The 26,835-nt window shown below is 74.1% G+C and carries 22 protein-coding genes and 3 pseudogenes; 9 read left to right on the top strand and 16 right to left on the bottom strand.

Going from position 1 to position 26,835, the window contains the following annotated elements; all coding sequences use genetic code 11:
• Nucleotides 1-135: 135 nt before the first annotated feature.
• The 5 genes and pseudogenes from ACIQMU_RS10875 to ACIQMU_RS10855 all read right to left on the bottom strand — a co-directional run bounded on the left by ACIQMU_RS10875 (nt 136) and on the right by ACIQMU_RS10855 (nt 4,361).
• On the bottom strand, nt 136-306 hold the full coding sequence (locus ACIQMU_RS10875) for a DUF5670 family protein (RefSeq protein ID WP_352239516.1): 171 nt from the start codon (nt 304-306) through the stop codon (nt 136-138).
• A 264-nt stretch (nt 307-570) separates the two neighbouring features.
• A pseudogene (locus ACIQMU_RS10870) lies at nt 571-672 on the bottom strand (oxidoreductase); the annotation flags it as partial.
• 38 nt (nt 673-710) lie between these two features.
• The gene (locus ACIQMU_RS10865; RefSeq protein ID WP_352239514.1) at nt 711-2,303 is read right to left on the bottom strand and encodes a PTS transporter subunit EIIC; all 1,593 of its coding nucleotides are present in this window, start codon (nt 2,301-2,303) and stop codon (nt 711-713) included.
• A gap of 46 nt (nt 2,304-2,349) precedes the next feature.
• Nucleotides 2,350-3,378: an N-acetylmuramic acid 6-phosphate etherase gene (gene murQ, locus ACIQMU_RS10860; protein WP_352239513.1), complete on the bottom strand. Its 1,029-nt coding sequence runs from the start codon at nt 3,376-3,378 to the stop codon at nt 2,350-2,352.
• Between the two features lie 65 nt (nt 3,379-3,443).
• Nucleotides 3,444-4,361 carry a MurR/RpiR family transcriptional regulator gene (locus ACIQMU_RS10855; RefSeq protein ID WP_352239512.1) on the bottom strand — a complete coding sequence of 306 codons (918 nt, stop codon included), beginning with the start codon at nt 4,359-4,361 and terminating at the stop codon, nt 3,444-3,446.
• A gap of 90 nt (nt 4,362-4,451) precedes the next feature.
• Here ACIQMU_RS10855 and ACIQMU_RS10850 point away from each other — a divergent pair, with 90 nt between their 5' ends.
• Together ACIQMU_RS10850 and ACIQMU_RS10845 are read left to right on the top strand one after the other, a co-directional pair.
• Complete coding sequence (locus ACIQMU_RS10850) at nt 4,452-4,820, top strand: hypothetical protein (protein ID WP_352239511.1); 369 nt, start codon at nt 4,452-4,454, stop codon at nt 4,818-4,820.
• A complete protein-coding gene (locus tag ACIQMU_RS10845; RefSeq protein WP_352239510.1) occupies nt 4,817-5,089 on the top strand; it encodes a DUF4031 domain-containing protein in 273 nt (90 codons plus the stop codon). Before ACIQMU_RS10850 ends, ACIQMU_RS10845 begins: the two co-directional genes overlap by 4 nt.
• A 10-nt stretch (nt 5,090-5,099) precedes the next feature.
• Here the strand turns inward: ACIQMU_RS10845 and ACIQMU_RS10840 are convergent, their stop codons facing one another.
• The 6 genes and pseudogenes from ACIQMU_RS10840 to ACIQMU_RS10815 all read right to left on the bottom strand — a co-directional run bounded on the left by ACIQMU_RS10840 (nt 5,100) and on the right by ACIQMU_RS10815 (nt 10,060).
• A complete protein-coding gene (locus ACIQMU_RS10840; RefSeq protein ID WP_402688755.1) occupies nt 5,100-6,335 on the bottom strand; it encodes a Cmx/CmrA family chloramphenicol efflux MFS transporter in 1,236 nt (411 codons plus the stop codon).
• 103 nt (nt 6,336-6,438) lie between these two features.
• Nucleotides 6,439-7,677, bottom strand: coding sequence for a PQQ-binding-like beta-propeller repeat protein (locus ACIQMU_RS10835; protein WP_352239509.1), 1,239 nt, complete (start codon nt 7,675-7,677; stop codon nt 6,439-6,441).
• 282 nt (nt 7,678-7,959) lie between these two features.
• A complete protein-coding gene (locus ACIQMU_RS10830) occupies nt 7,960-8,634 on the bottom strand; it encodes a hypothetical protein (protein WP_352239508.1) in 675 nt (224 codons plus the stop codon).
• Nucleotides 8,635-8,666: 32 nt separating this feature from the next.
• Nucleotides 8,667-8,822, bottom strand: a pseudogene (locus tag ACIQMU_RS10825) (IS5/IS1182 family transposase); the annotation flags it as partial.
• Between the two features lie 6 nt (nt 8,823-8,828).
• Nucleotides 8,829-9,602 (bottom strand): glucose 1-dehydrogenase, encoded by a 774-nt coding sequence (locus tag ACIQMU_RS10820; protein ID WP_352239507.1) that lies wholly within the window; start codon nt 9,600-9,602, stop codon nt 8,829-8,831.
• A 53-nt stretch (nt 9,603-9,655) separates the two neighbouring features.
• On the bottom strand, nt 9,656-10,060 hold the full coding sequence (locus ACIQMU_RS10815; protein ID WP_056792618.1) for a hypothetical protein: 405 nt from the start codon (nt 10,058-10,060) through the stop codon (nt 9,656-9,658).
• A gap of 96 nt (nt 10,061-10,156) precedes the next feature.
• Here ACIQMU_RS10815 and ACIQMU_RS10810 point away from each other — a divergent pair, with 96 nt between their 5' ends.
• The 4 genes and pseudogenes from ACIQMU_RS10810 (at nt 10,157) to ACIQMU_RS10795 (ending at nt 13,752) form a co-directional block, all read left to right on the top strand.
• Nucleotides 10,157-11,191: a helix-turn-helix transcriptional regulator gene (locus ACIQMU_RS10810; protein WP_352239506.1), complete on the top strand. Its 1,035-nt coding sequence runs from the start codon at nt 10,157-10,159 to the stop codon at nt 11,189-11,191.
• A gap of 104 nt (nt 11,192-11,295) precedes the next feature.
• Nucleotides 11,296-12,045, top strand: a complete 750-nt coding sequence (locus tag ACIQMU_RS10805) for a 5-oxoprolinase subunit PxpA (protein WP_352239818.1) — start codon at nt 11,296-11,298, stop codon at nt 12,043-12,045.
• Nucleotides 12,042-12,764 (top strand): annotated as a pseudogene (locus tag ACIQMU_RS10800) (allophanate hydrolase subunit 1); the annotation flags it as partial. The gene ACIQMU_RS10805 and the pseudogene ACIQMU_RS10800, both read left to right, overlap by 4 nt.
• A 121-nt stretch (nt 12,765-12,885) precedes the next feature.
• The gene (locus tag ACIQMU_RS10795; protein ID WP_352239504.1) at nt 12,886-13,752 is read left to right on the top strand and encodes a biotin-dependent carboxyltransferase family protein; all 867 of its coding nucleotides are present in this window, start codon (nt 12,886-12,888) and stop codon (nt 13,750-13,752) included.
• Nucleotides 13,753-13,824: 72 nt separating this feature from the next.
• Here ACIQMU_RS10795 and ACIQMU_RS10790 read toward each other — a convergent pair whose 3' ends face one another.
• Entirely contained in the window at nt 13,825-16,137 is a 2,313-nt protein-coding gene (locus ACIQMU_RS10790) for a heavy metal translocating P-type ATPase (protein ID WP_352239503.1), read from the bottom strand.
• Nucleotides 16,138-16,407: 270 nt separating this feature from the next.
• On the opposite strand from ACIQMU_RS10790, the gene ACIQMU_RS10785 reads away from it, so the two are divergent.
• On the top strand, nt 16,408-17,097 hold the full coding sequence (locus ACIQMU_RS10785; protein WP_402688677.1) for a copper homeostasis protein CutC: 690 nt from the start codon (nt 16,408-16,410) through the stop codon (nt 17,095-17,097).
• Nucleotides 17,098-17,257: 160 nt separating this feature from the next.
• On the opposite strand, the gene ACIQMU_RS10780 is transcribed toward ACIQMU_RS10785, so the two are convergent.
• Nucleotides 17,258-19,351 (bottom strand): UvrD-helicase domain-containing protein, encoded by a 2,094-nt coding sequence (locus ACIQMU_RS10780; RefSeq protein WP_352239501.1) that lies wholly within the window; start codon nt 19,349-19,351, stop codon nt 17,258-17,260.
• A 412-nt stretch (nt 19,352-19,763) separates the two neighbouring features.
• Here ACIQMU_RS10780 and ACIQMU_RS10775 point away from each other — a divergent pair, with 412 nt between their 5' ends.
• Nucleotides 19,764-19,955 (top strand): hypothetical protein, encoded by a 192-nt coding sequence (locus ACIQMU_RS10775; RefSeq protein ID WP_352239500.1) that lies wholly within the window; start codon nt 19,764-19,766, stop codon nt 19,953-19,955.
• 22 nt (nt 19,956-19,977) lie between these two features.
• Here the strand turns inward: ACIQMU_RS10775 and ACIQMU_RS10770 are convergent, their stop codons facing one another.
• The 3 genes from ACIQMU_RS10770 to ACIQMU_RS10760 all read right to left on the bottom strand — a co-directional run bounded on the left by ACIQMU_RS10770 (nt 19,978) and on the right by ACIQMU_RS10760 (nt 25,191).
• Nucleotides 19,978-21,621, bottom strand: coding sequence for a DNA repair helicase XPB (locus tag ACIQMU_RS10770; RefSeq protein ID WP_352239499.1), 1,644 nt, complete (start codon nt 21,619-21,621; stop codon nt 19,978-19,980).
• Nucleotides 21,622-21,711: 90 nt separating this feature from the next.
• Entirely contained in the window at nt 21,712-22,500 is a 789-nt protein-coding gene (locus tag ACIQMU_RS10765) for a YqjF family protein (protein ID WP_402688676.1), read from the bottom strand.
• Between the two features lie 192 nt (nt 22,501-22,692).
• Complete coding sequence (locus tag ACIQMU_RS10760; RefSeq protein WP_402688675.1) at nt 22,693-25,191, bottom strand: helicase C-terminal domain-containing protein; 2,499 nt, start codon at nt 25,189-25,191, stop codon at nt 22,693-22,695.
• Nucleotides 25,192-25,245: 54 nt separating this feature from the next.
• Between ACIQMU_RS10760 and ACIQMU_RS10755 the strand changes: the two genes are divergently transcribed.
• Nucleotides 25,246-26,691, top strand: coding sequence for a hypothetical protein (locus ACIQMU_RS10755; protein WP_402688674.1), 1,446 nt, complete (start codon nt 25,246-25,248; stop codon nt 26,689-26,691).
• Nucleotides 26,692-26,835: the final 144 nt, after the last annotated feature.

Below are 26,835 nucleotides of genomic sequence, written 5' to 3'. Positions count from 1 at the left end.
GCGGGGGGGGGGGGGGGCCGGGCGGGGGGGGGGGGGGGGGGGGGGGGGGGGGCGCCGGGGGGGGGGGGGGGGGGGGGGGGGCCCCCCCCCCGCCCCCGTATCCGCCGGTCAGTGGCGGATGCTGGTCAGAAGTGACTACCAGCGATACCACCGGCCCCGTCGGCCACCGCTCGCGGTGGGACGGACGAAGAATCCTATGAGCCACAGCACCAGCACGATCACGGCTATCCACCAGAGAGCCTTGACCGCGAAACCGGCGCCGAAGAGAACCAGGGCGAGCAGAAGAACGAGAAGCAGGGGAACCATGATTATCAACCTCCGGGAATTCAGGTGCCCGCTTACGCTTTGCCTACACATGGAGGCTGCTGAATAAATTTCGCCGGCCGGTCAGGGGCCGCGGAGATCAGGCGGGACCCGGGCAGGGAATCGCTCACGTCCGGTGCTCGGGTCCGGCGCTCGGGGGCCGGGGGCCGGCGGCCGCGCCGTTCACGGAACCGGACGAGGGCGGCGCCCGCCACCACACGGACGCGCTGCCGTCGGGCAGCCGTCGGCCGGGCCGTCCCCCGGCGTGCGGCTGACGACCTTGATGTTGAAGGTGTGGGACCCCACCCCGCCCGCGATCCCCATGAAGAGGAACGCGAAGTGCTCCTGGCCGCGAGCCGTGGTGATGCCGCGAGGGAGCCGGGGGTCTCGCCCGGTCGGGGCCCGGGTCAGACCCCTGCCGGGGCCTTGGCCGGCGAGGCGCCGGGGTCCGTGCCGTCGGGGCCGGGGCCGCCGGGGGCGGCCCCGGCGGCGGGGGAGGCGGGGTGGGCGTCGCTCGTGGCGGCGACCGGGGACGGGGCCGGTTCCCGGGAGACGTTGAACTCGGTCAGCAGGTCCTTGCCGAAGCCGAAGAAGTACGTGGCCAGGAAGCCGGCGACGTAGCCCACCAGCAGGCCGCCCGCGTAGATCGCGATCGTCGAGCCCAGGCCGTGGTTGCCGTCGAGGAGGGGGAAGAGGGCCCAGCCGGACGGGCCGATGGCCGTCGAGCCGACCGTGTCGCCGAGCTGGTTGAACAGGCCGACGAAGCCGCCGCCGAACGCGCCGCCGACGCAGGCCGTGATGAACGGGCGGCCCAGCGGGAGCGAGACGCCGTAGATCAGGGGTTCGCCGACGCCCAGCAGGCCCGCCGGGAGCGCCGACTTGATGGTGCGGCGGATCGACTCGTTGCGCGGGAGGCGGAAGTAGACGGCCATCGCCGCGCCCACCTGGCCCGCGCCGGCCATCGCGAGGATCGGGAGCAGGACCGTGAAGCCCTGCTGCTCGATCAGCGTCGTGTGGATCGGGATCAGCGCCTGGTGCAGGCCCAGCATCACCAGGGGAAGGAACAGGCCGCCGAGCACGAAGCCCGCGCCCGCGCCGCCGTTGGACAGCAGCCAGTCGGCGAACGTGCCGATCGCGGAGGAGATCTCACCGGCCACGTACATCAGGCCGAAGATCGTCACCAGGCCCGAGATCAGCACCGTCAGGGTCGGAGTGACCAGGACGTCCAGCGCTTCCGGCACCCACCGGCGGCACCACTTCTCCACGTACACCGCGAGGACCGCCGCGCCCAGCGCGCCGAGCACACCGCCCTGGCCGGGGGAGAGCGTCTGGCCGAAGGCGTCGATGTCCGCGACGCCGGGGAAGACGATGATCGCCGCCACCGCACCGCCCAGGATCGGCGTACCGCCGAACTCCTTCGCGGTGTTGTAGCCCACGAACACCGCGATCAGCGCCATGAAGCCGGAGGCCATCGCCGCCAGCGCGGGCGTCACGGCGGGCAGCCACTCCAGATTGACCAGTAGGCCGCCCAGGCCCGCGATGATCCCGCAGCCGATGAGCGCCGGGATCAGCGGCACGAAGATGTTGGCGATTCTGCGCAGGAACAGCTTGAACGGGGTGGCGTTCTTCGCCTTCCGCTCGGCCTTGATCGCCGCGCCCTGCGCTGCCAGTTCCTCGGCGGACACGGGGGCGCCGCCACCCGGCGCGGACGCGGGGGCCGGAGCCGGGGCGGCCTCGCGGGCCTCCTCGACCAGCCGCTCGAACTCCGGGGTGACGCGGGCGACCGTGCCCGGGCCCAGGACGATCTGGTACGTGTCGTCCTCGACGACGCCCATCACGGCGGGCAGGGCCTTGAGCGCCTCGTCGTCGACGAGGGACCGGTCGTGCAGCCCGAGGCGGAGCCGGGTCATGCAGTGGGCGACGGAGGCGACGTTCGCCCCGCCGCCGACGAGCGGCAGGAGCGCGGCGGCGGTGGCGCGGTTCTTGTCTTCTGTGGCCATGGTGCTGGGTGCCTTGCTGTGCGGGGGGTGGGGAGCCCGGGGTGGGTCAGGTGGTGCGTGCGGCCGTGCCGGACACCCCGAGGGCGGCGCGGAGGTGGCCGTGGGACTCGGCGAGGAGCCGGGCGGCGGTGGGGCCGTCGACCCCGCCGAGGACGACGAGGATCGCGTTCTTGACCTCGCCGTCGGTGGCGGTGAGGGCGGCCTCGATCTCGGCGTCGGACGCGCCGGTGGCCAGGGAGACGATGTGCCGCGAGCGGGCGCGCAGCTTCTCGTTGGAAGCGCGGACGTCGACCATGAGGTTCCCGTACGTCTTGCCCAGCCGGATCATCGTGATCGTGGAGATCATGTTGAGGACGAGCTTCTGCGCCGTGCCCGCCTTCAGCCGGGTCGAGCCGGTGAGCAGTTCGGGGCCGGTGACGACCTCCAGGCCGTGTTCGGCGGCGGCGCCGAGTGCCGAGCCGGCGTTGCAGGAGAGCCCGACGGTCAGGGCGCCCCGGGTGCGGGCGTGCTCGACCGCGCCGATCGCGTACGGCGTGCGGCCGGAGGCGGAGATGCCGACCACCGTGTCGTCGGCGGTCAGCTTCAGCGCGTCCAGGTCGGCGGCGGCCAGCTCCTTGCTGTCCTCCGCGCCCTCGACGGCCGTGACCATGGCGGAGGGGCCGCCCGCGATCAGGCCGATGACCTCGGACGGGTCGGTGTTGAAGGTGGGCGGGCACTCGCTGGCGTCCAGCACCCCGAGGCGGCCCGCCGTGCCGGCGCCCGCGTAGATCAGCCGGCCGCCGCGGGCCATGCGCTCGGCGGTGGCGTCGATGGCGGCGGCGATCTGCGGCAGCCGCTCGGCGACGGCGGCCGGGACGGAGACGTCCTCGCCGTTCATGATCCGTGCGATCTCCCCCGTGGCCAGCCGGTCGATCTCGGCCAGCTCGGGGCGGAACGCCTCGGTGGTGAGGGTCGCCAGTTGGGCGCGCAGCTCGCCGTAGGTCTCGGCGGAGCCGGTGTCCGCGGTGCCGGTGTCCGCGCCGGTGGAGTCGCCGGCGCCGGGGGCGCCGGTGTTCGCGTCGGTGGTGGAGGTCATGGGGTGCGGCTCTGCTTTCTCGTTCTCGTACGCGTACGGGTGGTGCGCGGACCGCTCGGGGACGGTCAGCGGGTGCGCGGGTTGTGGCGGTGGGCGAGGGCCTCGTAGGACGCGGCCAGGGCGGGCGCGGCGGTCTCGTACGTCCGCTGCGCGACGCCTATGAACAGGCAGTCCACGACGAGCAGCTGGCTGGTGCGGCTCGACATGGCGGCGGGACGCAGCTCGCTCTCGCGCGCGGTGGACGTGGTGAGCACGTGGTCCGCGTACTGCGATACCGGCCCGTCGGGCCGGCCGGTGATCGCGATCGTGGTCGCCCCGCGGTCGAAGGCGACCCGCAGTGGCTCGATGACGTCGCCCGTGGAGCCGGAGTGCGTGATCGCGATGGCCACGTCGCCGCTGCGCAGCTGCACGGCGTTGGTCACCGCGAGGTGCGGGTCCATGTGGGCGTGGGCGATCAGCCCGATCCGGAGCAGCTTCTGTGCCAGGTCCTGGCCGACGAGGGAGGACGCCCCGACGCCGTAGACGTCGATGCGGCGGGCGGTCGACGCGGCGGCGACGGCGGCCCCCAGCTGTACGGTGTCCAGCCCGGCGGCGGTGTCGGCCAGGGTCTGCTGCTCGTCGTGGGCGAGCTTGGCGACCACGTCGGCGATCGGGTCGTCCACCGCGATGTCGGCGGTGACGGCGGGGGCCCGGCCGGACTCCTGGTGCGCGGCGAGGCCGGCCAGCGCGAGGCGCAGATCCCGGTAGCCGGGGTAGCCGAGGAGCCGTGCGGTGCGGACGACGGTGGCCTCACTGGTGCCGGTGAGCTCGGCGAGACCGGTGACGGTGAGGGCGGCGCAACCGGCCGGGTCTCCCGCCACCGCTTCGGCGACCAGCTGCATCGAGCGGGTCATGGAGGGGGCGAGGGTCCGGACCTTGGCGGCGAGGGCCGCGGGGGCCGGAGGGGATTCGCCGCTGAAACTTTCCTTCACGTCATGGGTCACATGTGAAAGATATTTTCAACCCGGGGGTCCGTCAACCCCTTCCGGTCACCACCCCCGGGGGGCGTTCCCGTGCGGGCGCACAATGGGGGCATGGAGTTGAACCCCCTGGAGCAGGCCCTGCACACCGCCCGCGCGCTCGTCATGGCCGATCTGGTGGCCGGAGACGTCGCCGAGGCGGACATCGTCTCGCTGGTCGAGGACGCGGTGACCCACCGGCGGTGGTGGGTGGAGCAGTGGCCCGAGGGCGCGGAGTTCGTGGCCGGCCTGATCGCCCAGGACGTGCAGGACGCGCTGCTGGAGCGGTACGGGCGGTGGCCGCTGTGCCCGGTGTGCGCCGAGGAGGAGCCGCACGCGCTGGAGGTGGAGCCGGAGCTCGGTCCCGACCCGCACTGGGTGTGCACCAAGGCGGCCGTGGCGGTGGCGCCGGTGGGGGCGCTGGGCGAGGTGCTGCGGCGGTGACGCTCTACATCGACCCGCCCACCTGGCCCGGCCACGGGCGCCTCTGGTCGCACCTGGTCAGCGACGCCTCATTCGAGGAGCTGCACGCCTTCGCCGCCGCGATCGGGTGCCCGCCGCGCGCCTTCGAGCGCGACCACTACGACGTGCCCGAGGCGTACTACGCGGACGCGGTACGGGCCGGGGCGCGGGAGATCGGTTCGAAGGAGCTGGTCCGGCGCCTCACGGCCGCGGGGCTCCGAAGGCCGAAGGGCCGGCCGGCGCCGGGCTGAGGGGCAGCCCTTAGGGCGCGTCCGCCGTGCGGCGGGTGGTGCGCGGGTCAGGGGCCGCCGCGCCCTTCACGACCAGCCGCGAGCGTGACCGGCCGCCCTCGCCGCCGCGCTGGAGGTGCAGCGCGACCCCCACCGCGGCCAGGGCCAGGGCCGTCATCGCCGCACCCGCCCAGGCCGTGGACGCGAAGCCGAAGTCCAGGTCGATCACCGTGCCGCCGAGCCACGGGCCGCTCGTGTTGCCGAGGTTGAACGCCGCCGTCGTGGTGGCTCCCGCCAGCGTCGGGGCGGCCCCGGCCACGTTGAACATCCGGGCGTTCAGCGCGGGGGCCGTGAAGAAGGCCGACAGGCCCAGCAGGAACGCCAGCGCGATGACCGCGGCCTGGCTGGAGGCGAACAGGGCCAGCGCCACCAGGAACACCGTGGACGCCGTGATGCCGCCCAGCAGCACCCCGAACAGGTGCGCGTCCGCGACCCGGCCGCCGATCACCGTACCGATCAGGGCGCCCGCCCCGAACAGGCCGAGAATCCACGGAACCCAGCCCGAGTCGAGTCCCGCCACGTCCGTGAGCAGCGGCGCCAGATAGCTGAACGCGCAGAACACCCCGCCCGCCGCGAGCGCGGTGATCACGATGGCCAGCCAGACCTGCCGGTCGCGGTAGATCGCCAGCTCCCGCTTCAGCTCGGGCTTCTTCTCGGGCAGCGGGATGTGCGGGATGCGCGTGACCACGCCGACCAGGGCCACCGCCGAGGCCGCGCCGACCGCCCAGAACGCCGAACGCCAGCCGAGGTGCTCGCCGAGGAAGGCCCCCAGCGGTACGCCCAGCACATTGGCGACGGACAGGCCGCCGATCATCACGGCCATCGCCCGGGCGCGCGCGTTCACCGGGACCATCGCGATGGCCACGGCCGCGCCGACCGCCCAGAAACCCGCGCAGGCGAGCGCGCTCAGCACCCGGGAGACGAAGAGGACCTCGTACGTCGCGGCCAGCGCACCGGCGACCTGGCCGAGGCCGAACACCGAGATCAGCGCGATCAGCGTGGTGCGGCGCGGCAGCCGGAGCGTGGCGACGGCCAGCAGCGGGGCGCCGACCACCATGCCGATCGCGAACGCGGATATGAGGAGCCCGGCCTGCGGGATCGACACGTCCATGTCGTCGGCGATCGGCGGGAGCAGGCCCGACAGCATGAACTCGCTGGTGCCGAGTGCGAAGACCGAGAGGCCGAGAATGTATACGGCCAGCGGCATGGGAGCGCGGCGGGAGGGAGAGTCGGGCATGACTCGTCCCAACGCCGGGAAGGGTGTCCGCATTCCCGGCGCCGGGAGGAGGAAGCGTGTGTTCACGTCCCCGTCATGCGGGAAGGGCGTGCAGCTTCTTGCCGTGCAGGGCGAAGACCCGCTTGCCGTCGGTGGCCACCAGCCAGGAGTGGTAGTCGCCTGACTTGTCGTTGAACGTCCAGCGAAGTGCGCCGGTCTTCGCGTCGAAGGCGTGGATGCCGCCCTGCTTGTCCAGGTCGGTGGCTCCGTAGAGGGACCCGTCGACCTTGACGAACTGCCGGGGCACCTGCGCGCTCGCGTCCTTGAGGGCCGTGGACCGCCAGACCTCCTTGCCGGTCCCCGGCTCGATCGCCCACAGCGTCCGGCCGCTGTCCGCGATGTAGAGCACGTCCTCCAGGAGGGTCGGCTCCCGGAAGACGGTGAACTTCTCGGCCCGCACGGACCACTTCTCGGACCCGTCGGACAGCGCGAAGCCCTGGAGCCGATCCCCCTGCGGGACGATCACCAGGTCCTGGTGGATGGCGAAGGGGCCGTAGCTCGTCTTCGTCGTCTTGTGCGTCCACACCTGCCTGCCGGTGGCGGTGTCGCGGACCGTGAGGTTCTTCTTGAAGTCGGTGTAGACGAGGTAGCGGCCCTGTACGGCGGCGTGGACGCCGTTCTGCTCGGTGCCGAGGTCACGCTGTTCCTTCCAGGCGACCTTGCCCGTGCCGCTGTCCAGCGCGGCGATCACGTTGGTGTGGGACGAGCCGTCGGCCTCCAGGATCTCGGCGATGACGTACACCTGCTGCGCGTCCACCGCGACCGGCCTCGGCTGCCGGTACTCCTTGCCGAGGCGGCTGCGCCAGGTCTCCTTGCCGGAACCGGGGACGTAGCCGGCGACACTGCCGTCGTACTTGCCGCTCTCCAGGTACAGAGTGCCGTCGCCGAGCAGCAGGGGCGCGCCGGGCACGGCGCCGTCCGGCAGCGACCACCGCTCCTCGCCGGTCGCGCCGTCGAAGGCGGCCAGCGGGTCACCGCTCGCGATGACCACGCCGTCGACGGCCACGAGTTCGTCGTTGTCCCCGTAGGTCTGCGCCGACGTCGACTTCGTCCACAGCGGCTCGGGGGCCCGGCCGTCCTCGGGCTTCTTCCCGTCCTCCGGGGAAGCGCCTCCGGACGGCGTGCCGCCGCCGGCCGGGCCTCCGGTCACGTCCTCGTCCTGGCAGCCGGTCGCGCCGGCGCCGAGAGCCGCCAGGGTGATCCCGCCCCCGGCCAGTCGCAGCACCCGCCGTCGCGAAGATCTGCCGGCCGTCGTGCCGTATCCCTTGGACATTTCGCTGTACCCCCGTGGAGTCGTCTGAACGGAACCTCGGCGGAGCCTGATCGGAACCCGACCGGAACCCGAGTGGCGTGCCGTCGCAGGGCGTGTGCAACTGCGATGCCGGTACGGTAGCCGCCGCCGGGAGTTCGTGGCCGGGACAGGGTCCGACCGGGACGACACCGTGAACGAACCGGAACATTTACCGGCCGACGGTGACAGGGTCCTGATCACGGCGAGCCGGTGAGGGGCCCGGCCGACGGGAGCCGTCACCCGGAGCCGGTCGGCGGGGGCCGGTCAGCGGGGGCCGGACGATGTCAGCAGCTCCAGCTCCGTCGCCAGATTGTGCCGGGCCCGCGCCTCCCATGCCGCCGCGCCGTACGGGGTGCGGAACAGCCGGGGCAGGCCCAGGAGCTGCCGCAGCACCTCCGCCCGGCCCGCACGGAACGCCTCGTCCGGGACGAAGCCGTACTCCTCCCGGACCCGGGCCGCGTACGTCCCGTACTCCTGCGGGCCGCCCGCCAGGACCGCGAGGTCGGCGTCGCACAGCACCTCGCCGTTGCGGTCGCCGTCCGCCGGGTCGTGCGTGACGGTGAGGCGGACCAGCCGGGCGGCCTCCGCCACCGTCGCCTCCGGCACCCCCGCCTCGGGCAGCGCGCGTTCGGCGAGGGCGGCGCTGCGCTCCTCGTTCTCCGTCCGGTCGGGCCGGTACACCGCGTCGTGGAACCAGGCGGCCAGCCGTACCGCGTGCACGTCGTCGGCGTACCCGGCCAGGGCGTCGACGCCGTCCAGGACGGCGATCAGGTGGGCGGTCGTGTGATAGCGGCGCTGCGGTTCGGCCCAGCGGGCGAGGAGGTTCTCGGCGTACGGCAGCGGATCAGGGCCGTCGGCCCCGGCGCGCGCGGCCAGCAGCGTGTCGTGCCAGCGGCCGCGGAGGGCGGCGTCGTCGTGCGGGCGGGAGCTGTCCGTCATGGGACGACTCTAGGGACCGTATTGAGTTCCGATCAATGGGTGGCTCGGGTGAGGTCCTTGAGCCAGATCATCGAGGCGCGTAGGTGGAGGCCGGCGAGGTAGCTGTCGGGAGACTTGTCGTACCGGGTGGCGATGCCACGCCAGGCATTCATCTTGTTGATCAGCCGCTCGACGGTTTTCCTCTCCTTAGCACGTCAGAGGGCCATGCCTCCCGTTGCGTCGATGACCTGGCCGGTTACCCAGCGTGCGTCGTCGGAGGCGAGGAAGGCCACGATGTCGGCCATGTCTTCCGGCCGCCCGATCCGGCCGAGGGCGGCAAGAGACGCCGCTTGCGCCTCGGCGTGCGGATCGCCCAGCAGGGTGGCCGCGCTGGCATCGGTGAGGACGGTTCCGGGGGCCACCGAGTTGACCGTGATGCCCCGGGGGCCCAGCTCCTTGGCGAGGGCGAGACTGAAGTTGTCCAGGGCTCCCTTGGTGGCGCCGTAGGCGATCATTCCCGGCGTGGCCAGGCGGGCCACGGAGCTGGAGATGTTGATGATCCGGCCCCCGTCGCGCAGGCGCGGCAGTCCCTGCTGCGTGACGAAGAACGGTGCACGCACGTTCACGGCGAAGACCTTGTCGAAGGCGTCCTCGGTCAACGACTCCAGGGATGCGAAATCCCCGATGCCGACGTTGTTGACGATGATGTCGAGCTTCCCGTAGGGCACGTGCTCCGTGCCCGCGGCGTCGAAGGCGGCCCAGAGGCGGGCCGCGTCGCCGCGTTCGCCCAGCCCCGCCTGGAGTGCGAAGGCCCGTCCTCCGTTCTTGCGGATGTTTTCGACGGTCTCGCTCGCCGCCGTCTCGTCGCGGGCGTAGGTGACGCCGACGGCGGCGCCGTCCTGGGCGAGCCGCTCCGCGATCGCCCGGCCGATGCCCCGGCTGCCGCCGGTGACCAGTGCCACCTTCTCCTCGAGTGCTCTTGCAGACATGGCGGAGGACCGCCTCCCGTTCATCGAATCGTCTCTTGAGGGCTATGGAGCGCCTAGACCAGCGGCTTGTGTTCGGGCCACCACCGCTGGACGGCTTCGACAGCCGTCGTCGGGCTGACGTTGAAGCAGAGCTTCGCGCCGGGTGCCAGCTCGTGGGTGGTGTTGACCAGCACCTCCAACAGCGGGGTCAGCTCCGGGTCCAGCCGGACGCCGGCGCCGATCAGCACGATGTCGTAGTCCTTGGCGGTCAACGCGGCGCGAAAGACCGCCTCGGCCGTGCGGCCGTAGTCGAGCAGGCAGACATCGACACTGAGGCCGAGCTCCTCGAGCCGAGCCCGGCCCGCGGCCATTCCGGCCCGGACCGCCTCGGCGTCGATTTCAGGGAACGCCGCCCGTGACGAGGGCGCGTCGTCCACCAGCGCTGGATCCAGTCCGACGTTGAGCATGGACGGGGACATGTCGGTGTACCTCCGGTGACCTGGGGTTTCTCGGACCCACGGTAGGCGCCCGGAGGTCGGGCGGCCCTCCCACATTTCTGGGATACCGTGGCAAGGGTGAGTTCCCCGGTGGTCCGGCGCGAGACCGTGCGCGACATCGAGGCGATCTGCCGTCTAGACCTCGACTCCCGAATACTGCGCCGCCGGATCGCCGACCGGCTGACACGCCTCATCCCGGCCGACTCCTACTGCTTCAGCACGATCGACCCGATGACGCTGCTGACCGCCGACCAAGTCAGCGCCGGGCTCGTACCGGAGGCGGCCGCGGCCGCCGCGCACAACGAGTACCTGGTGGACGACGTCCTGAAGTTCGCGGAGCTGGCCCGCTCCGAGGTATCCGCGGGCACGCTCGGTGCGGCCACCGGCGGTGATCCGGAATCCAGCCACCGCTACCGGACCGTGCTGCCGATGATCGACGCACGGCACGAGCTGCGGGCGGGCTTCGTGGTGGACGGCCGCTGCTGGGGCGTCGTCGCCGTCTTCCGCGGCGGCCGGAGGCCCGACTTCACCCCGGCCGACGTCGGCGTCCTGCGGCGGCTGTCCGCCCCGGTCGGTGCGGCCCTGCGCCGGGCCGCCCACCGGGCACCCGACGACACCGCTGCTGGCCCGTCCGAGGCCGGAGTGCTCCTGCTCGACCAGGACTTGCGGCTGTTTTCGGAGAACCCGGCCGCGAAACTCTGGCGGGACGAGCTGGGCCCGTCGCAGGCGGAACTGCCATCCGCGATCCTGGAGGTGGCCGCACGGGGAAGAGGCGCTGAGCTGCCGGCGTACGGACGCATCCGCGGCCGCTCGGGCCGGTGGCTCTCCGTCCATGCCTCGCCGCTGAGTGGTGGCCCGCACCCCTCGGCCATCGCCGTGACGGTACATCCGGCGCCGGCCGCCGACGTGGCCGAGATACTGCTGCTCGCGTACGGGCTTACACCGCGCGAGCGGGACGTGCTGGCGCGAGTCGTCGCCGGTCTGCCGTCGCGGACCATCGCCGTGGAACTGCACATCACCGCGGCGACCGTGCAGGACCATCTGAAGAGTGTGTTCGCGAAGACCGGTGTCCGCAGCCGCAGCGAACTGGTGGCGACGGTCCTGGGCCTGTGACCGGACGAGTGATGACTGAGTCAGGACGTGGGCGCCCCGCGCATCCGGCCCCCGGACCGCCTCTTGTCGCCGTGCTGAACGGTCATTAGCGTGCGCCCGTGATGATGGATCTCAACGCGGACCTCGGCGAGGGCTTCGGCCGCTGGGCCCTGACCGACGACGACGCGCTCCTCGCCTGTGTCACGAGCGCCAACGTGGCCTGCGGCTTCCACGCGGGCGACCCCTCCGTGATGCGGCGGGTCTGCGACGCGGCGGCGGCCGGCGGGGTGCGGATCGGGGCCCAGGTCTCCTACCGCGACCTGGCCGGGTTCGGGCGCCGGCCGATGGACGTGCCGCCCGCCGAGCTGACCGCCGAGACCGCCTACCAGATAGGCGCGCTGCGGGTCTTCGCGGAGGCCGCCGGATCGGCCGTCTCGTACGTCAAGCCGCACGGCGCGCTCTACAACCGGGCCGTGTGGGACGACGAGCAGGCCGCCGCCGTCGTCGCGGGCGTCCGGCTCGCGGGCGGACACCTGGCCGTGCTCGGGCTGCCCGGGTCCCGGCTGCTCGCCCACGCGGCCGACGCCGGACTGACCGCCGTGGAGGAGGCGTTCGCCGACCGCGCGTACACCGCACGGGGCACCCTCGTCCCGCGCGGCGAGCCGGGCGCGGTGGTGCACGACCCGGACGACGTCGTACGCCGGAGCGTCGGCATGGCCGTCGAGCGGGCGGTGACCGGGGCGGACGGCAGCCGGATACCCGTCCGGGCGCGCTCCCTCTGCGTCCACGGGGACACCCCGGGCGCCGCGGCCCTCGCACGCCGGGTGCGGGCCGCGCTGGAGGAAGCGGGCGTCGCGGTACGGGCCTTCGTGTGAACGGGCACGGCGTCGGCCCGGGCCCCGCGCGGACGGACGTCTTTCCGGGGCGGCCCCGCGTGCTGCCCGCCGGCCCGCACGCGCTTCTCGTCGAGCTGACCGACGGCGCACACGCCGAGGCATTCCACGCCGAGCTGCTCCGTCGCCGCGAGCGGGGCGAACTCCCCGACGTGACGGAGATCGTCCCGGCCGCGCGCACCGTCCTGCTCGACGGGATCGGCGAGCACGACCCCGGGGCCCGGGACCGGCTCGCCCGCGACCTCGCCGCCTGGCGGGTGGGGCCGCCACAGCCCCGGGACGGCGATCCGGTGGTGATCCCCGTCGTCTACGACGGCCCCGACCTCGACGAGGTCGCCGCGCTCTGGGGCGTCCCGGCCGAGGAGGTGGCCGCCCTGCACTCCCGTACCGCGTTCCGGGTGGCGTTCTGCGGGTTCGCCCCCGGCTTCGGCTACCTCACCGGGCTGCCCGAGGCGTTGCACGTGCCCCGGCGCACGACGCCGCGCACCCGGGTTCCGGCCGGGGCGGTGGCCCTGGCCGGGCCCTACACGGGGGTGTACCCGCGCTCCTCGCCCGGCGGCTGGCAGATCGTCGGGCGGATGCCGGACCCGGGACCCCTGTGGGACCCGGCGGGGGAGCCGGCGGCGTTGCTCGGGCCGGGGACGCCGGTCAGGTTCGTGCCGGTGGGGGCCGTCGAAGCGGGCGCGCCGCCCGCTCCCCGGGCGGACGGAACACCGCCACCGGTCCCTCCCCGGGCAGGGGGCGCACCGTCATCGGCCCCCCCCGGGCAGGGGGCGCACCGTCATCGGGCTCTCTCCGGGCGGGTGGCCCCGGGAGGAGCGGATGACGGTCCCCTTCCCCCTGCGGGTCGTGCGGGCCGGGGCGCTGACCACCGTCCAGGACGCGGGCCGTCCCGGCTGGGCGCACCTCGGGGTCGGGCGCGCCGGGGCTCTCGACGCGCCCGCCGCCCGGCTGGCCAACCGGCTGGTGGGCAACCCGCCGGACTCCGCCGTCCTGGAGACCACGCTGACCGGGTGCGCGGTCCGCCCGGACCGGCCGGTCCTGGCCGTCGTCGGCGGGGCCGGCTGCCGGGTGACCGTCGACGGACGGCCGGTGGCGTGGGGCGCGCCGGTGCGGGTCCCTGCGGGCGCGGTGCTCGACGCGGGGCCCGCCGAGGGCGGTCTGCGCGGCTACCTGGCGTTCGCGGGCGGGCTGGTGCCGGAGCCGGTGCTGGGCAGCCGTTCGGCGGACCTGCTCTCGGGGCTGGGGCCGGCACCGCTGAGCGAGGGCGACGTGCTTCCGCTGGGCGACCCGGCGGGGTGCGGCCCGTCGGCCGCCGGTCCCGTCCCCTGGCCGGGCGCCCCCGCCGAGCTGGTGCTCCCCGTCCACCCCGGGCCCCGGCACGACTGGTTCACCGAGGCGGCGCTCCGTACGTTCCTCACCGCCCCCTACCGGGTCTCGCCGCACAGCAACCGCATCGGGCTGCGCACGGAGGGCCCGGCGCTGGAGCGCTCCCGTACGGGCGAACTGCCCAGCGAGGGCATGGTCCTGGGCGCGGTCCAGGTGCCGCCGGACGGCCGGCCCGTCGTCTTCCTCAACGACCATCCGACCACCGGCGGCTACCCGGTTCTCGGCGTCGTCCCCGAACGGGCCCTCGCGGTGGCGGCCCAGGCCGTACCGGGGACCCGGCTGCGTTTCGTACGCGCCTGAGCACGGCGGCGGCCCCGGGTACCTGCCCCGGGACCGCCGCCGTGCTCAGGCCCTCCGTTCCTCCGTGCTCCCTCATGCCCCCTTGAAGGTGCGCAGCCGCAGGGAGTTGCCGACCACGAAGACGGAGGAGAAGGCCATCGCGGCACCGGCGATCATCGGGTTGAGGAGCCCGGCGGCGGCCAGCGGCAGAGCGCCGACGTTGTAGGCGAAGGCCCAGAAGAGGTTGGTGCGGATGGTGGACAGGGTGCGGCGGGAGAGGCGGATCGCGTCGGCGGCGGCGTTGAGGTCACCGCGGACGAGGGTGAGGTCGCCGGCCTCGATGGCGGCGTCGGTGCCGGTGCCCATCGCGAGGCCGAGGTCGGCCTGGGCGAGGGCCGCGGCGTCGTTGACCCCGTCGCCGACCATGGCGACCGAACGGCCCTGAGCCTGAAGGCGCTTGACCACGTCGACCTTGTCCTGCGGCATGACCTCCGCGTACACCTCGTCGATCCCGACCTCGGCCGCGACCGACTCCGCCACGGCCCGGTTGTCACCGGTGAGGAGGATCGGGGTCAGGCCGAGGGCGCGGAGCCGGCGGACGGCCTCGGCACTCGTGTCCTTGACCGCGTCCGCGACCTCCAGCACCGCCCGCGCCTCACCGTCCCAGGCGACGGTGATCGCGGTACGGCCCGCGGCCTCCGCGGCCTGCTTCGCCTCGGCGAGGTGGTCGGGGAGACGGATCTCCCACTGCGCCAGGAGCTGTTCGCGTCCGACGAGGACGGCGTGGCCCTCGACGATGCCCTGGACGCCGAGCCCGGGGATGTTCTGGAAGTCCTCGGGGGTGGGGAGGGGGCCGGTGGCGTCGGTGGCTGCGGTGGCGACGGCCTGGGCGATGGGGTGTTCGGAGGCGTTTTCGAGTGCTCCGGCCAGCCGGAGGGCTTCGATTTCGGTGGTGGTGGGGGTGGTGTGGGCGGTGTGGAGGGTCATGCGGCCGGTGGTGACGGTGCCGGTCTTGTCGAGGACGATGGTGTCGGCGCGGCGGGTGGTTTCGAGGACTTCGGGGCCTTTGATGAGGATGCCGAGTTGTGCGCCGCGTCCGGTGCCGACCATGAGGGCGGTGGGGGTGGCGAGGCCGAGGGCGCAGGGGCAGGCGATGATGAGGACGGCGACGGCGGCGGTGAAGGCGGCGGTGAGTCCGGAGCCGTTGCCGAGCCAGAAGCCGAGGGTTCCCAGGGCGAGGGCGATGACGATGGGGACGAAGACGGCGCTGATGCGGTCGGCGAGGCGTTGGGCGGAGGCTTTGCCGTTCTGGGCGTCTTCGACGAGGCGGGCCATGCGGGCGAGTTGGGTGTCGGCGCCGACGCGGGTGGCTTCGACGACGAGGCGTCCGCCTGCGTTGAGGGTGGCTCCGGTGACGGTGTCGCCGGTGGTGACCTCGACGGGGACGGACTCGCCGGTGAGCATCGAGGCGTCCACGGCCGAGGAGCCCTCGACCACGGTCCCGTCCGTCGCGATCTTCTCCCCGGGACGGACCAGGAAACGGTCCCCGACCTGAAGCGCGGCGGTGGGGATGGTCGTCTCGGCGCCACCGCGCAGGACGGTGACCTCCTTCGCCCCCAGCTCCAGCAGCGCCCTCAGCGCGGCCCCCGCCCTGCGCTTCGAACGTGCCTCGAAGTACCGGCCGGCGAGGATGAACGCCGTCACTCCGGCCGCGGCCTCCAGGTAGATGTTCCCGGCGCCGTCGCTGCGGGCGATGGTCAGCTCGAAGGGGTGCGTCATGCCGACCATGCCCGCGGTCCCGAAGAACAGCGCCCACAGAGACCACAGGAACGCGGCCGACGTGCCGACGGAGATCAGCGTGTCCATCGTCGCCGCGCCGTGTTTCGCGTTGGTCCAGGCGGCCCGGTGGAAGGGCCAGGCGGCGTAGGTGACGACCGGTGCGGTGAGCGTCAGGGAGAGCCACTGCCAGTAGTCGAACTGGAGCGCGGGGATCATCGCCATCGCGATCACCGGGACGGCGAGGAGGACGGCGGTGAGCAGGCGCTGGCGCAGGGTGGTGAGCCCGTCGTCGTCCGCGCTCTCCGCCGCCCCGGCCGCCGCGTCCGTGACGTGGCTCCCCGGGGAGCCGGTGGAGGCGGGCGGAGAGGGCGGCCGGGCGGTGTAGCCGGTGGCCTCGACGGTCGCGATGAGATCCTCGACGGACACGTCTGCGCCCAGGTAGGTGACCTTCGCCTTCTCGGTGGCGTAGTTCACGGTGGCCTCGACGCCGTCCATCCGGTTGAGCTTCTTCTCGATACGGGCCGCGCACGAGGCGCAGGTCATCCCGCCGATCGCGAGCTCGACCGCGGCGGTGTCGGCGTCGGAGCCGGCAGCGGTGGTGGCTGTGGTGGCGGAGTGCGCGGCCACGGGATCCTCCCTGAAGCTGTCCGTATACCCCTAGGGGGTATCTATTTCTCCTTCATGTATACCCCCCTCCCCCATGAAGTGCAAGAGATGCCCGCGAGGGAGGTGTCCGTTCTGTGTCGATGTGCGCGAGCTGTGCGTCACCCGTCTGCGGGGTCGGCTCGCGCGCCTTCGCGGTCGTACGTTCAGATGGAGGGCTGCGCTGTCCGTCGGCCACCCGTAGGCTGGCCATTGGACTAGACCTATAGCTGCGTATCGGAGGAATGGGGACCCATGAGCAACCGTGCAGTCCTGGAGGTGATCGCTCTCGACGCGGAGGACGCGGTCGCTGCCCAGGCCGGTGGTGCAGACCGCCTCGAACTGGTCACCGACATGGCCGCCGACGGTCTCACGCCGTCGCGGGAGACCTTCGCTGCGATCAGGTCCGCTGTGGACATCCCGCTGCGCGTGATGCTCAGGGTGGCGGACGGCTTCGCCGCCGGTGACATCGATGTACTGGTCGGCAAGGCACACGAGATGCGGGAGGCCGGGGCCGACGAGTTCGTGTTCGGCTTCCTCGACGCGGAGGGCCACGCCGACCTCGTCGCCGTCGAGCGGCTCGTCGCCGAGCTGGACGGCTGCCGGTGGACGTTCCACCGGGCGATCGACCGGGCCGCCGACCGAGACGCCCTGCGCAAGCAGCTCGCGGACCTGCCCGGCCTCGACACGTTCCTCACGGCGGGTTCCCCGGCCGGCGTGGACGCCGGCATCCCGACGCTCCTGGCCGAGGCGGCCCGTACCGGTGAGCCGGGATACGAGGCGCAGGTCCTGGTCGGCGGCGGCCTCCACCTGCACCACCTGCCGCGGCTCCTGGCGGCGGGGATCGACGCGTTCCACATCGGCGGCGCGGCCCGGCCCGGCGGCTGGTCGGCACCGGTGGACGCGGCCGTCGTACGGGAGTGGCGCGCGGCGCTGGACGCCTGATCCCGGGCTGCCCGGGAGCCGAGGAGGAGCCTGAAAGGGGTGAGGGGGCGGGGGCCTGAGGGCGCGGACGAGGGCCTGGGCAGGAGCCCGGAGGGGGCCGGGGAGCGGGCGGAGAGCCCGGCCCCCCGCCAGCCCCCGGCCCCCGGCCCCGCGCGGGCTCTCAGCCCAGCGCCTCCGGCAACGGGGCCGCGTGCAGCACCGTCAGGCCGGAAACCGCACGGGTCAGCGCCACGTACAGCCGCCGCAGCCCGGTCCGCTCGTCGGGCTCGCCGTCGACCACGGCCGCCGGTTCGTCGAGCACCACGTAGTCGTACTCCAGGCCCTTGGCGAGCGACGCGGGCACCAGCGTCAGCCGGGAGGCGGCGGTCGTCTCCTCACCGGGGGAGAGACATACGTGGCCGGCCGCCGTCAGGGCCGCGCCCAGCGCCGGAATCCGGGCGTCGGCCGCGATCAGCCCGATCGACCCCTCGTGGCGCAAGGACTCCTCGCAGGCGGCGACGGCGGCGGCGTCCAGACCGTCCGCACCGCCCGCCACCTCCCGCACGACGAGCGAACCGGGCGACTCACGCACCGACTCCACCGCCGCGAGCCCGGGCGAGATCACGGGCAGCAGCCGGGAGGCGTACGCGATGACCTCGCGCGGCACACGGAAACCGGCGGTCAGCTCCTCCACCACCGCGTCCCCCTTGCCCAGGTGGAACAGCGCCTCGGCCCAGCTCTCCGTGGACCATGGGGTCGTCCCCTGCGCGAGATCCCCGAGCACGGTGGCCGAACCCGTCGAGCACCGCCGCCCCACCGCCCGGTACTGCATGGGCGAGAGGTCCTGAGCCTCGTCGAGCACGACATGGCCGAGCGAGTGCGTACGGGCGACCAGATCACGTGCCTCGTCGATCAGCACGGCGTCCGCCGCCGACCACCTGGCGGACCTCACGCTGCGGGCGGGCTTCGTCCACAGGAGCCGCTTCTGCTCGTCCTCGCTCAGCAGGCCCTGTGCGTGCGCGGCCAGGAACTCCGCGTCGGACAGCAGCCGCAGCACCAGCTTCGCCGGGTCCACGGCCGGCCAGACCGCCTTGACGGCGGCCTTCACCGCGGGGTTCCGGGCGACCGCGTTCTGCACCCGGTCGTCGGGCGCCTCCCCGGCCTCCTCCATCCGTACGAGAACGGCGTGCGCGATCCGCTGCGGCAGCGCCTCGTGCGCCGCCCCGTACCGCATGTCGCGGGCCAGCAGTTCGTCGACCATCTCCTGGATCTCGTGGGCGGGTACCCGCCAGCGCCGGGACCCGCGCACCACGACGACGGGCTCGGCGGGGGCCGTCACATGGGAGCGGACGGCCCGCCGCAGCACCTCGGCCATGCGGGCGTCGCCCTTGACGACGGCGGTGGCCGCCTCGTCCTCGCCCCGGACCTCGACACCGGTGCGCACCAGGTCGTCGACGGTGGCCTGCTTCACCGCCAGCTCGCCGAGGGCCGGAAGGACCTGCTCGATGTAGTGCAGGAAGGAACGGTTCGGCCCGATGACCAGAGTGCCGGTGCGGGCCAGCCGCTCACGGTGCGCGTACAGCAGGTACGCCACCCGGTGCAGGCCGACGGCCGTCTTCCCGGTGCCGGGCCCGCCCTGCACGCAGACGGTGCCGCCGAGGCCGCTGCGGACGATCTCGTCCTGCTCCGGCTGGATGGTGGCGACGATGTCGCGCATCGGACCGACACGCGGCCGTTCGATCTCGGCCTGGAGGAGCCGGCTGGTCTGCGCCGCCTCGCCCGGATCGGTGAGGTGCTCGTCCTCGTACGCGGTCAGCTCACCGCTCGTGTAACCGAAGCGGCGGCGGAGCCCGACGTCGCGGGGGTTCTTGCGGGACGCCTGGTAGTACGGCTGGGAGACCGGCGCACGCCAGTCGATGACCATGGGGTCCCCGGCGGCGTCGTGGACGTGCCGGCGCCCGATGTAGAACCGCTCGCCCTCCGCGCCCTCGGCCCGCTCGCCGCCGACGGCGTGCAGGTAGTCGAGACGGCCGAAGAACAGCGGCGTGTGGGAGAGGTCGGCGAGCGCCTTGACGCGGTCGTCGATCTGGGCCTGGAGCACGGCGGCGTTGACCCAGTTCGCGGTGACGTCGCGGATGTCGAGGGCCTGGACGTCCTCGCGCATACCCCGCAGGGCGGCGCGGGACGCGGCGAGATGGGCGCGCTCGTGCGCCAAGGGGTCGGTGGCGCCGGTGGGGTCGGGGGTGGAATCGCTTTCTGCTACGTGCGCGGGCACGGTGTTGCCTCCGGCTCTTCAACGCAGGACGGCGGACCGCACGCGCTCCGGCGACAGGGCGTCACCGGGAGCCGATGGGTCCGCTGGGAAGGTTCGTCTCCATGGGTGCCGGCCGGTTTCCGTCCGGCCGGCGGCGCTCCCCCGGCTGCCGGCGCGTGCGGCGAGCTCCGGCGGTCGGGCCGGGAGCCCCCGGGGCCGGTACCACGGTGCGGGAGGCGGGCAGAGCGGCGATTGTAGCCACAGCGGGCGGCGCGGTCGAAACGGAATACGGGCCCGGCCGGAACTGGCGGTGCCAGGGGTACCCGTAGGGGATGCGGGAACGAGGCATGGCACCGGAGGGCTACCCGCCCGCTCACCGGGTTCCGTCTGCGGACCGACGCGCCCGAACGGGTGACGGGCGCACCATGGATACATGAGCACAGCCACTCTGAACCCACGCAGGACCGGCCCCGCGCACGGCGCGACCGCGGTCACCGGTCACCACCGACCCCACCGCGTCGGCGACGCGGTACGCGCCGTGAAGGTGTTCGTGACGACGGCGTTCGGCGTCGTCGTCCTCGGGGAGTACGCGGAAGAGGCGGGCGTCGTCGGCCGGGGCCGCTGAACACCCGCCCCTCCCGGCGGCGTCAGCTGCCTGCGAGCAGCTCGTCCGCGTCGACGATGCGGTACGCGTACCCCTGCTCGGCCAGGAACCGCTGGCGGTGCGCCGCGAAGTCCTGGTCGATGGTGTCGCGGGCGACGACCGAGTAGAACCGGGCCTCGTGCCCGTCCGCCTTCGGCCGCAGGACCCGGCCCAGCCGCTGGGCCTCCTCCTGGCGCGACCCGAAGGTCCCGGAGACCTGGATCGCGACGGTCGCCTCCGGCAGGTCGATGGAGAAGTTCGCGACCTTGGACACCACCAGCACGCTGATCTCGCCCTGGCGGAACGCCTCGAAGAGCTTCTCGCGCTGGGCGTTGCTGGTCTCGCCCTTGATGACGGGGGCGTCCAGATGCTCTCCCAGCTCGTCGAGCTGGTCGATGTACTGGCCGATGACGAGGGTCTGCTCGCCCTGGTGCTTGCGCACCAGCGCCTCGGTCACCTTCCGCTTGGTCGCGGTGGTGGCGCAGAACCGGTACTTCTCCTCCGTCTCGGCGGTCGCGTAGGCGAGCCGCTCGGAGTCGGTGAGATTGACCCGGACCTCGACGCAGTCGGCGGGCGCGATGTAGCCCTGCGCCTCGATCTCCTTCCACGGGGCGTCGAACCGCTTGGGCCCGATGAGCGAGAACACGTCCGACTCCCGCCCGTCCTCCCGCACGAGCGTCGCCGTGAGGCCCAGCCGCCGCCGGGCCTGGAGGTCGGCGGTGAACTTGAAGACGGGCGCGGGCAGCAGGTGGACCTCGTCGTAGACGACCAGGCCCCAGTCGCGGGAGTCGAACAGCTCCAGGTGCGGGTAGACGCCCTTGCGCCGGGTGGTCAGCACCTGGTATGTGGCGATGGTGACGGGCCGGATCTCCTTCCTCGTCCCGCTGTACTCGCCGATCTCCTCCTCGGTCAGCGAGGTCCGCTTCACCAGCTCGTGCTTCCACTGCCGGGCGGAGACGGTGTTGGTGACGAGGATCAGGGTGGTGGCCTTGGCCTCGGCCATGGCACCGGCCCCGACGAGCGTCTTCCCCGCCCCGCAGGGCAGCACGACGACGCCGGACCCGCCGTGCCAGAACCCCTCGACGGCCTGCTTCTGGTACGGCCGCAGCGCCCAGCCGTCCTCGGCCAGCTCGATCGGGTGGGCCTCGCCGTCGACGTACCCGGCGAGGTCTTCGGCCGGCCACCCCAGCTTGAGCAGGGTCTGCTTGACCTGCCCCCGCTCGGAGGGGTGCACGGCCACGGTGTCCGGGTCGATCCGGGCGCCGACCAGCGGCTGCACCTTCTTCGACCGGAGGATCTCCTCCAGCACGGGCCGGTCGGTGCTGGTGAGCACGAGCCCGTGCACCGGGTGCTTGGACAGGGTGAGCCGCCCGTACCGCGCCATCGTCTCGGCGATGTCGACCAGGAGCGCGTGCGGCACGGGGTAGCGGGAGTACTCGACCAGGGCGTCGACGACCTGCTCGGCGTCGTGCCCGGCGGCGCGGGCGTTCCACAGCCCGAGCGGGGTGACCCGGTACGTGTGGATGTGCTCGGGTGCACGCTCCAGCTCCGCGAACGGCGCGATGGCACGACGGCAGGCGTCCGCCAGGTCGTGGTCGACTTCGAGGAGCAGCGTCTTGTCGCTCTGGACGATGAGGGGTCCGGTCACGCGCTTCGGCCCTTTCTGCGGGGTGCGGCCACGGATGCGGCCAAACGTCCAGTGTGCCGCATCGCGGAGCGGGGCGGGGCGGGCGTGCGGTCAGCCTCCGGCCCGGGGCCTGCGCTGCGGCCCGAAGCGCACCGCGACGCCCGGGGAGTACAGCACGCTCACCGGCTCCCCGGCCGGCGCGGGCAGCCCGCCGGCCGCCACCAGGTCTTCGTCGCACTCCAGGAGCTCCGCCCGGTGCAGCGGCCACCGGGGGTGCACGTTGGGCAGGTACGCGGTCCGCCCGAAGAACGAGCTGTGCAGCGCCCACCGGGCGGTGAGGAAGTGCTCCAGGGGCGTCGGTTCGCCGATCGCGTCCCCCGCCCGCAGCACGATTCTGCTCCGGGCACCGCGAGGACCGGGCCAGCGGCGGGTGCTCGTGTACGTGAGGGTGTCGCCGGAGCGTGCGATGTCCATCCGGGACCACACGTACGGCAACCGGAACGCGGCCCGCGCCACGAGGACGGGGATCAGCCGCGAGGCGTCGAGGGACCGGAAGACGACCCCGCGCCGACCGCGCTCGTCCACGGAGTACAGCCGGACGTTGGTCTCGGGGAAGGTCCCGAGGTACGGAAGCCCCGGCAGCCCGAGCCCGCCCACCCGGTACATCCGGAACGCCACCAGACCCACGTACGTCGCCCCGTCGAAGGTGTCCGGCACCGTGCCCGGCGGCAGCAGCGGCGCCACGTCCGCCGGGTCGACGGCCCAGTGCAGGAACGCCAGGTCCAGCCAGGACTGGGTGAGCAGCGGCCGCATCGGTGCGGCGGGCGGGTCGGGCGAGACCGGCTCGGGTGCCACCGGTCGGGGCGACACCGGCTCAGGGGCGGGGCGGGCTGTGGCCATGCCCGCAGCATCGCAGACGGGTCACGCGTACGGGAGCCGAGCCGAGAGCGCGGGTCCCAGCCGGGGCAGGGACGCTCGCGGTTCTCCGCGAAGTGGCCCAAGCGGAGACGCTGGGGGTGCCGCGTGGGCGGCATGACGGGCTCGTCCGGAGCCACGCCATCCGCATGGGAGGGAAGACGCGCCGGGCCGTCCCTACCCCTTCCCGTCCTCCGCCAGCTCCGCCACCCCCGTGATCCGGTGCAGCGGGTACGTGCGGACCTCGTCCGCCGTGTGGTCGTAGGCCGTGACGAAGCCGCCCTCCACGCGGACCGGGGCGATCACGCGCTGGCTGGCCGCGCCGTCCGCGTTGACGTAGCCGATCCAGACCGCGGAGCCCGTCATCGCCGCCGCCTGGACCGTGGCCAGGGTCTCGGCGGAGGTGGTGCGGGGGAGGGAGCCGGAGGGGGCGGGGGAGGACGCGTCCTCGGGCGTCTCCTTGCGGACGACCGTGGCGGCCGTGTCGCCCGCGCGGATGGCCCGTACCGCCGCGCCGAGCAGCGTGGCGTCCGGCACCGGCGGGCCCTCGGGGACCGGGGCCGGGGGTGTGCGGGGCGGGGTGCGGCGGGCGCCGGCGCGAGTGATCAGGACGTCGCCCTCGGCGGATTCGGCGGCCGGTGCGTAGCCCATGTCGCGCAGGGCCTCCAGGAGGGAGCCGGGGTCGGACTGGGAGGCCAGGACCGTGGGGGCGAGGCGGCGGAGCCGGAGGCCGGTCGAGCGGCGGTCGGCCAGGATCTCGTTGAGGACCGCCTCGTCGTCGCAGCGCACGTACGCGGACGCCGAACCGATCCGCAGGTGGCCGTGGCGGCGGGCCACGTCGTCGATCAGGTAGCTCAGCGGCTGCGGCACCGGCGTACGGCTGTGCGCGGCCAGGAAGGCGTGCAGGTCGGCGGCCGCCTGCCCGGCGTCCAGCGCGCGGCGCACCGAGCCGGGCGTGAAGCGGTACACCGTCGCCCCGCCCTTGGACTCGACGTCGGCCAGGACCGAGAGGGTTTCCGCCAGTGGGCGTTCCAGCGGGCCCGGAGCCACCGCCGTCAGGTCGGCCTGGAGCAGGACGTGGTCCAGGGGCTCGGGGATGAGCGGTGCGAGGCGGGCCGCCGCCGCGCCCGGGCCCTCGTCCAGCAGCGCGCGGGCCTGGGAGGAGAGCGCGCCCCGGCCGGTGACGCCCAGCAGCTCCGCCTCGTTGAGGGCCCACAGGGCGAGGCGGGAGCGGAGGTCGGCCCCCTCGCCCGGGCCGGTGGCGGTGGTTCCCGCGCCGGCGGCCGCGGGGGTGCCGCCGCCACGCAACGGGCGTTCCCAGCGCAGCCGTCGCAGCAGCGTCTCGGCGTCCGGCGCGGCGCCCGGCGGGAGTTCGGCGAACAGGGCCAGGGCCCGGCGGCGTACGTCGGGGGCGGCCGAGCGGTCCAGCTCGGGGCCGAGGGCGGAGAGGGCCCGGCCCTTGGCGTCCTGGCCCCCGACCAGGCCCGGGCTCCGGGTGGCGGCGAGCCAGGCGGTGGCCAGGTGCGTCCAGCGGTCCTCGGCGGTCAGGTCGAGCCACTCGTCGGACGCGGGCGTCGGCGCGTACCGCTCGTCGGGCTCTCCGTCGGAGGCCAGCAGGCCCGCACCGTAGGCCAGTTCGATCCAGAACGCCGCGATCGGCTCGGTCACGTCGAGCGCGTTCGCGGCGCGCTTCAGCTCCCGTACGCTCAGCCCGCCCGCGCGCAGGATCGCCGGGCCGCCGCCGTTCCAGAGCTTCAGCAGCTCCTCGACCGTGGACAGCGCCGTGAACGCCTGGCCCGCCGCCGCCCTGTCCACAGCCTGTGGATCGCGTTCGGCGGCGGCCACGACGGTCGGGGGGACCGGTTCCGGCACGCGGTGCGCGCGTCCGGCGCGCAGATGGAGGGCCGCCTCGCGCGGCAGGACCACCGTGCGGGTGGAGACGGGCAGCAGCAGGCCCCGGTCGCGCAGCCACTTCACCGGGGGCGTCGGGTTGGGGGTGACCTCCCCGTACGGCGGGCCCCACACCAGCCGGTCCAGGACCGACAACGCCTCCACCGGGGCGGTGTCCAGCAGTTGCGCCATCCGCGTCCGGTCCGTGAACAGGGCGGCGAGCGCGGTGACCGCGGACACCGGGTCGTGCGTGGCGGGCAGCCCGGTCGCCGTCAGGATCTCCTGGAGCCGGCCCGGCGACATCCCGGCCGTGGCCTCGGCGACCGTGGGGCCCAGCCCCGTGGGGGAGGGGTGCTGCGGGGACGGGGCGAGGAGTTCGCGGGCGGTGCGCACCAGCCTCAGCCGGTCGTCCTCGCCCCAGACCAGGGCCTGTTCGCGCAGGGTCGACAGGGCACCCGGCAGGGCGGCGGTGATCGCCGCCCCCGCGTCGTCGCGCTGGTCGCCGTCGTCCAGCCCGTCGCCGGTGAGCAGCGAGAGCAGCGTGTCGTACGGGGCCGGGTCCGGGGCCACCGCCAGCGCCTCGGCGGTCTGCAGCGCGAACCGGTCCAGATGTTCCAGCGCGCGGACGACGGAGGCCCGCGTGCCGGCGCGTGTCGCGAGCTGGGTGATGTCGTTCGGCACCGGGTTGAGGAGGTCGGGGCGGGCACGCAGCAGCCCGGCCAGCGATTCGTCGCCCCGGGCGCGCAGGGCTTCGGCGAGCGTGCGCGGTGGTGTGGTCGTCCCCATCCGTCCCACGGTAGCCGCTGGAACGCTACCGTCGGGGCAGGGCCGGTAGAGGGGATGCACCGCGTGGGGATCGAGAGCGACCAGCTCGTCTACGACTACCTGAGCCGGGTCGGCGACCTGGCTCAGCGACAACAGCTGTCGTCGGGTGCCCGGATGCGCCTGGTTTCGACGCTCCGGGGCGAGATCGACCGGCAGCGCGGCACGGAACGGGCGGACTCGCCGGCGGCCGTGCGGCGCATCATCGGCAGGCTGGGCAGCCCGGACGAACTGGTCGCCGCGGCGGCGGAGTCCGCCGACGGCACGATCCCGCTGCCGTCCGCCCGGCCCCCGGCGGGGGCCGGCGGGCAACGGCGCACCCTCCCCGGGCCCCGGAGCGGGCTTCTCCGCAAACAGCCGAAGGAGCCCGCTCCGGGGCGGAGCGAGGACCGGGAGGGCCGGGCCGAGCGGCCCCCCAGGAAGCCGAAAGCCGGTTTCGGGCGGGGCGCGTCGCACCCCGCCCCCGGGGACGACGACGGCGGCGCTGCCGGCGACGCCGCCGACAGCGCTCCGCACGGCGTTTTTGGCGGTGACCCCGGCGGCGGCCCCCGCGGTGACTCCGGTGGTGACCCCCGCAGTGGCCTCGGCGGCGACCCCGGGGGTGGCTACGAGGGCGCCTCCGGTAGCACGCGGTCGGCCGCCGTGCCCCGCCCGGCTCCCGCCCCCGACGACGACGTCCTCCTCGACGCTCCGCACGCCCCCGACGACGTCCCGGCCCGCGACTGGCCCGACCCCTCCGCCCCGCACATGCTCGGCCAGGACCAGCGGGGGGACGCGGACGGCGCGGCCGACTGGTGGCGCCTGGAGCCGGGCCCCTTCGACGAGGGGACCGCCATCCCGGGGTTCTTCGGCGGCATCGAGGCCCCGGAGCTGCTCGGGAAGCGGCCGAGGCCCGGCGAGAGCGAGAGTGAGGCGGAGGACGAGAGGGGCGAGAAGGGCGAGAAGGGCGCAGCGAAGACCGGGAGGACCGGGGAGGCCGGGGAGACGGGGGACGTCGGGGACGCGGAGGGCGGGGGCGTCGCCGGGACCGCCCGGCGGCGGCGCGCCCTGCGGCTCGTGAAGCTCCGCCGCCGCAAGTCCGTGGCGGTCGCCGCGCCCGAAGCCGCCGCCCGCGGCCCCCGCGGCGGCTTCGCCCACCCGCTGCTGCTCCTGGCCGCCGTCCTGCTCGTCGCGGGCGTGGTCACCGGTTCCTGGCTGCCGCTGGCGGGTGGCTGGCTGATCGCGTACAGCTCGCGCACCCTCTCCCGTACGGAGGCGAAGTGGGCGGCGCTCGGCCTGCCGGGCGTGGTGGTGGCCGGAGCGCTCGTATGGGTGTGGGGGCGGTTGGAGGGGCGCTGGGGCGAGCCGATCCGCGACGGCGCGATGCGGGACGTGCTGCTGGAGGCGTGGCCCGTGGTCATCCGGGTCGCCGCTCTCGCCTCCGCGCTCTACCTGTTGTGGCGGTCCCGCAGGCGAGCCGGCTGAGCCGCCCGGCCGGGAAGCCACCCGCACGGCCCGGCCGCGACGCCTTGCCGCGCCGGGTGGCGCCGAAGGCCGTGGGGCCCGCGAGCCGGCCGGGGGCGGGCCGCTGCCTCCGGCCTCCGGTGTTCGGCCGGGGCGGTACACGGC

The sequence above is a fragment of the Streptomyces sp. NPDC091649 genome, from assembly GCF_044756785.1.
GTDB lineage: Bacteria > Actinomycetota > Actinomycetes > Streptomycetales > Streptomycetaceae > Streptomyces.
This window is presented reverse-complemented; position numbering and strand designations above follow the sequence as displayed.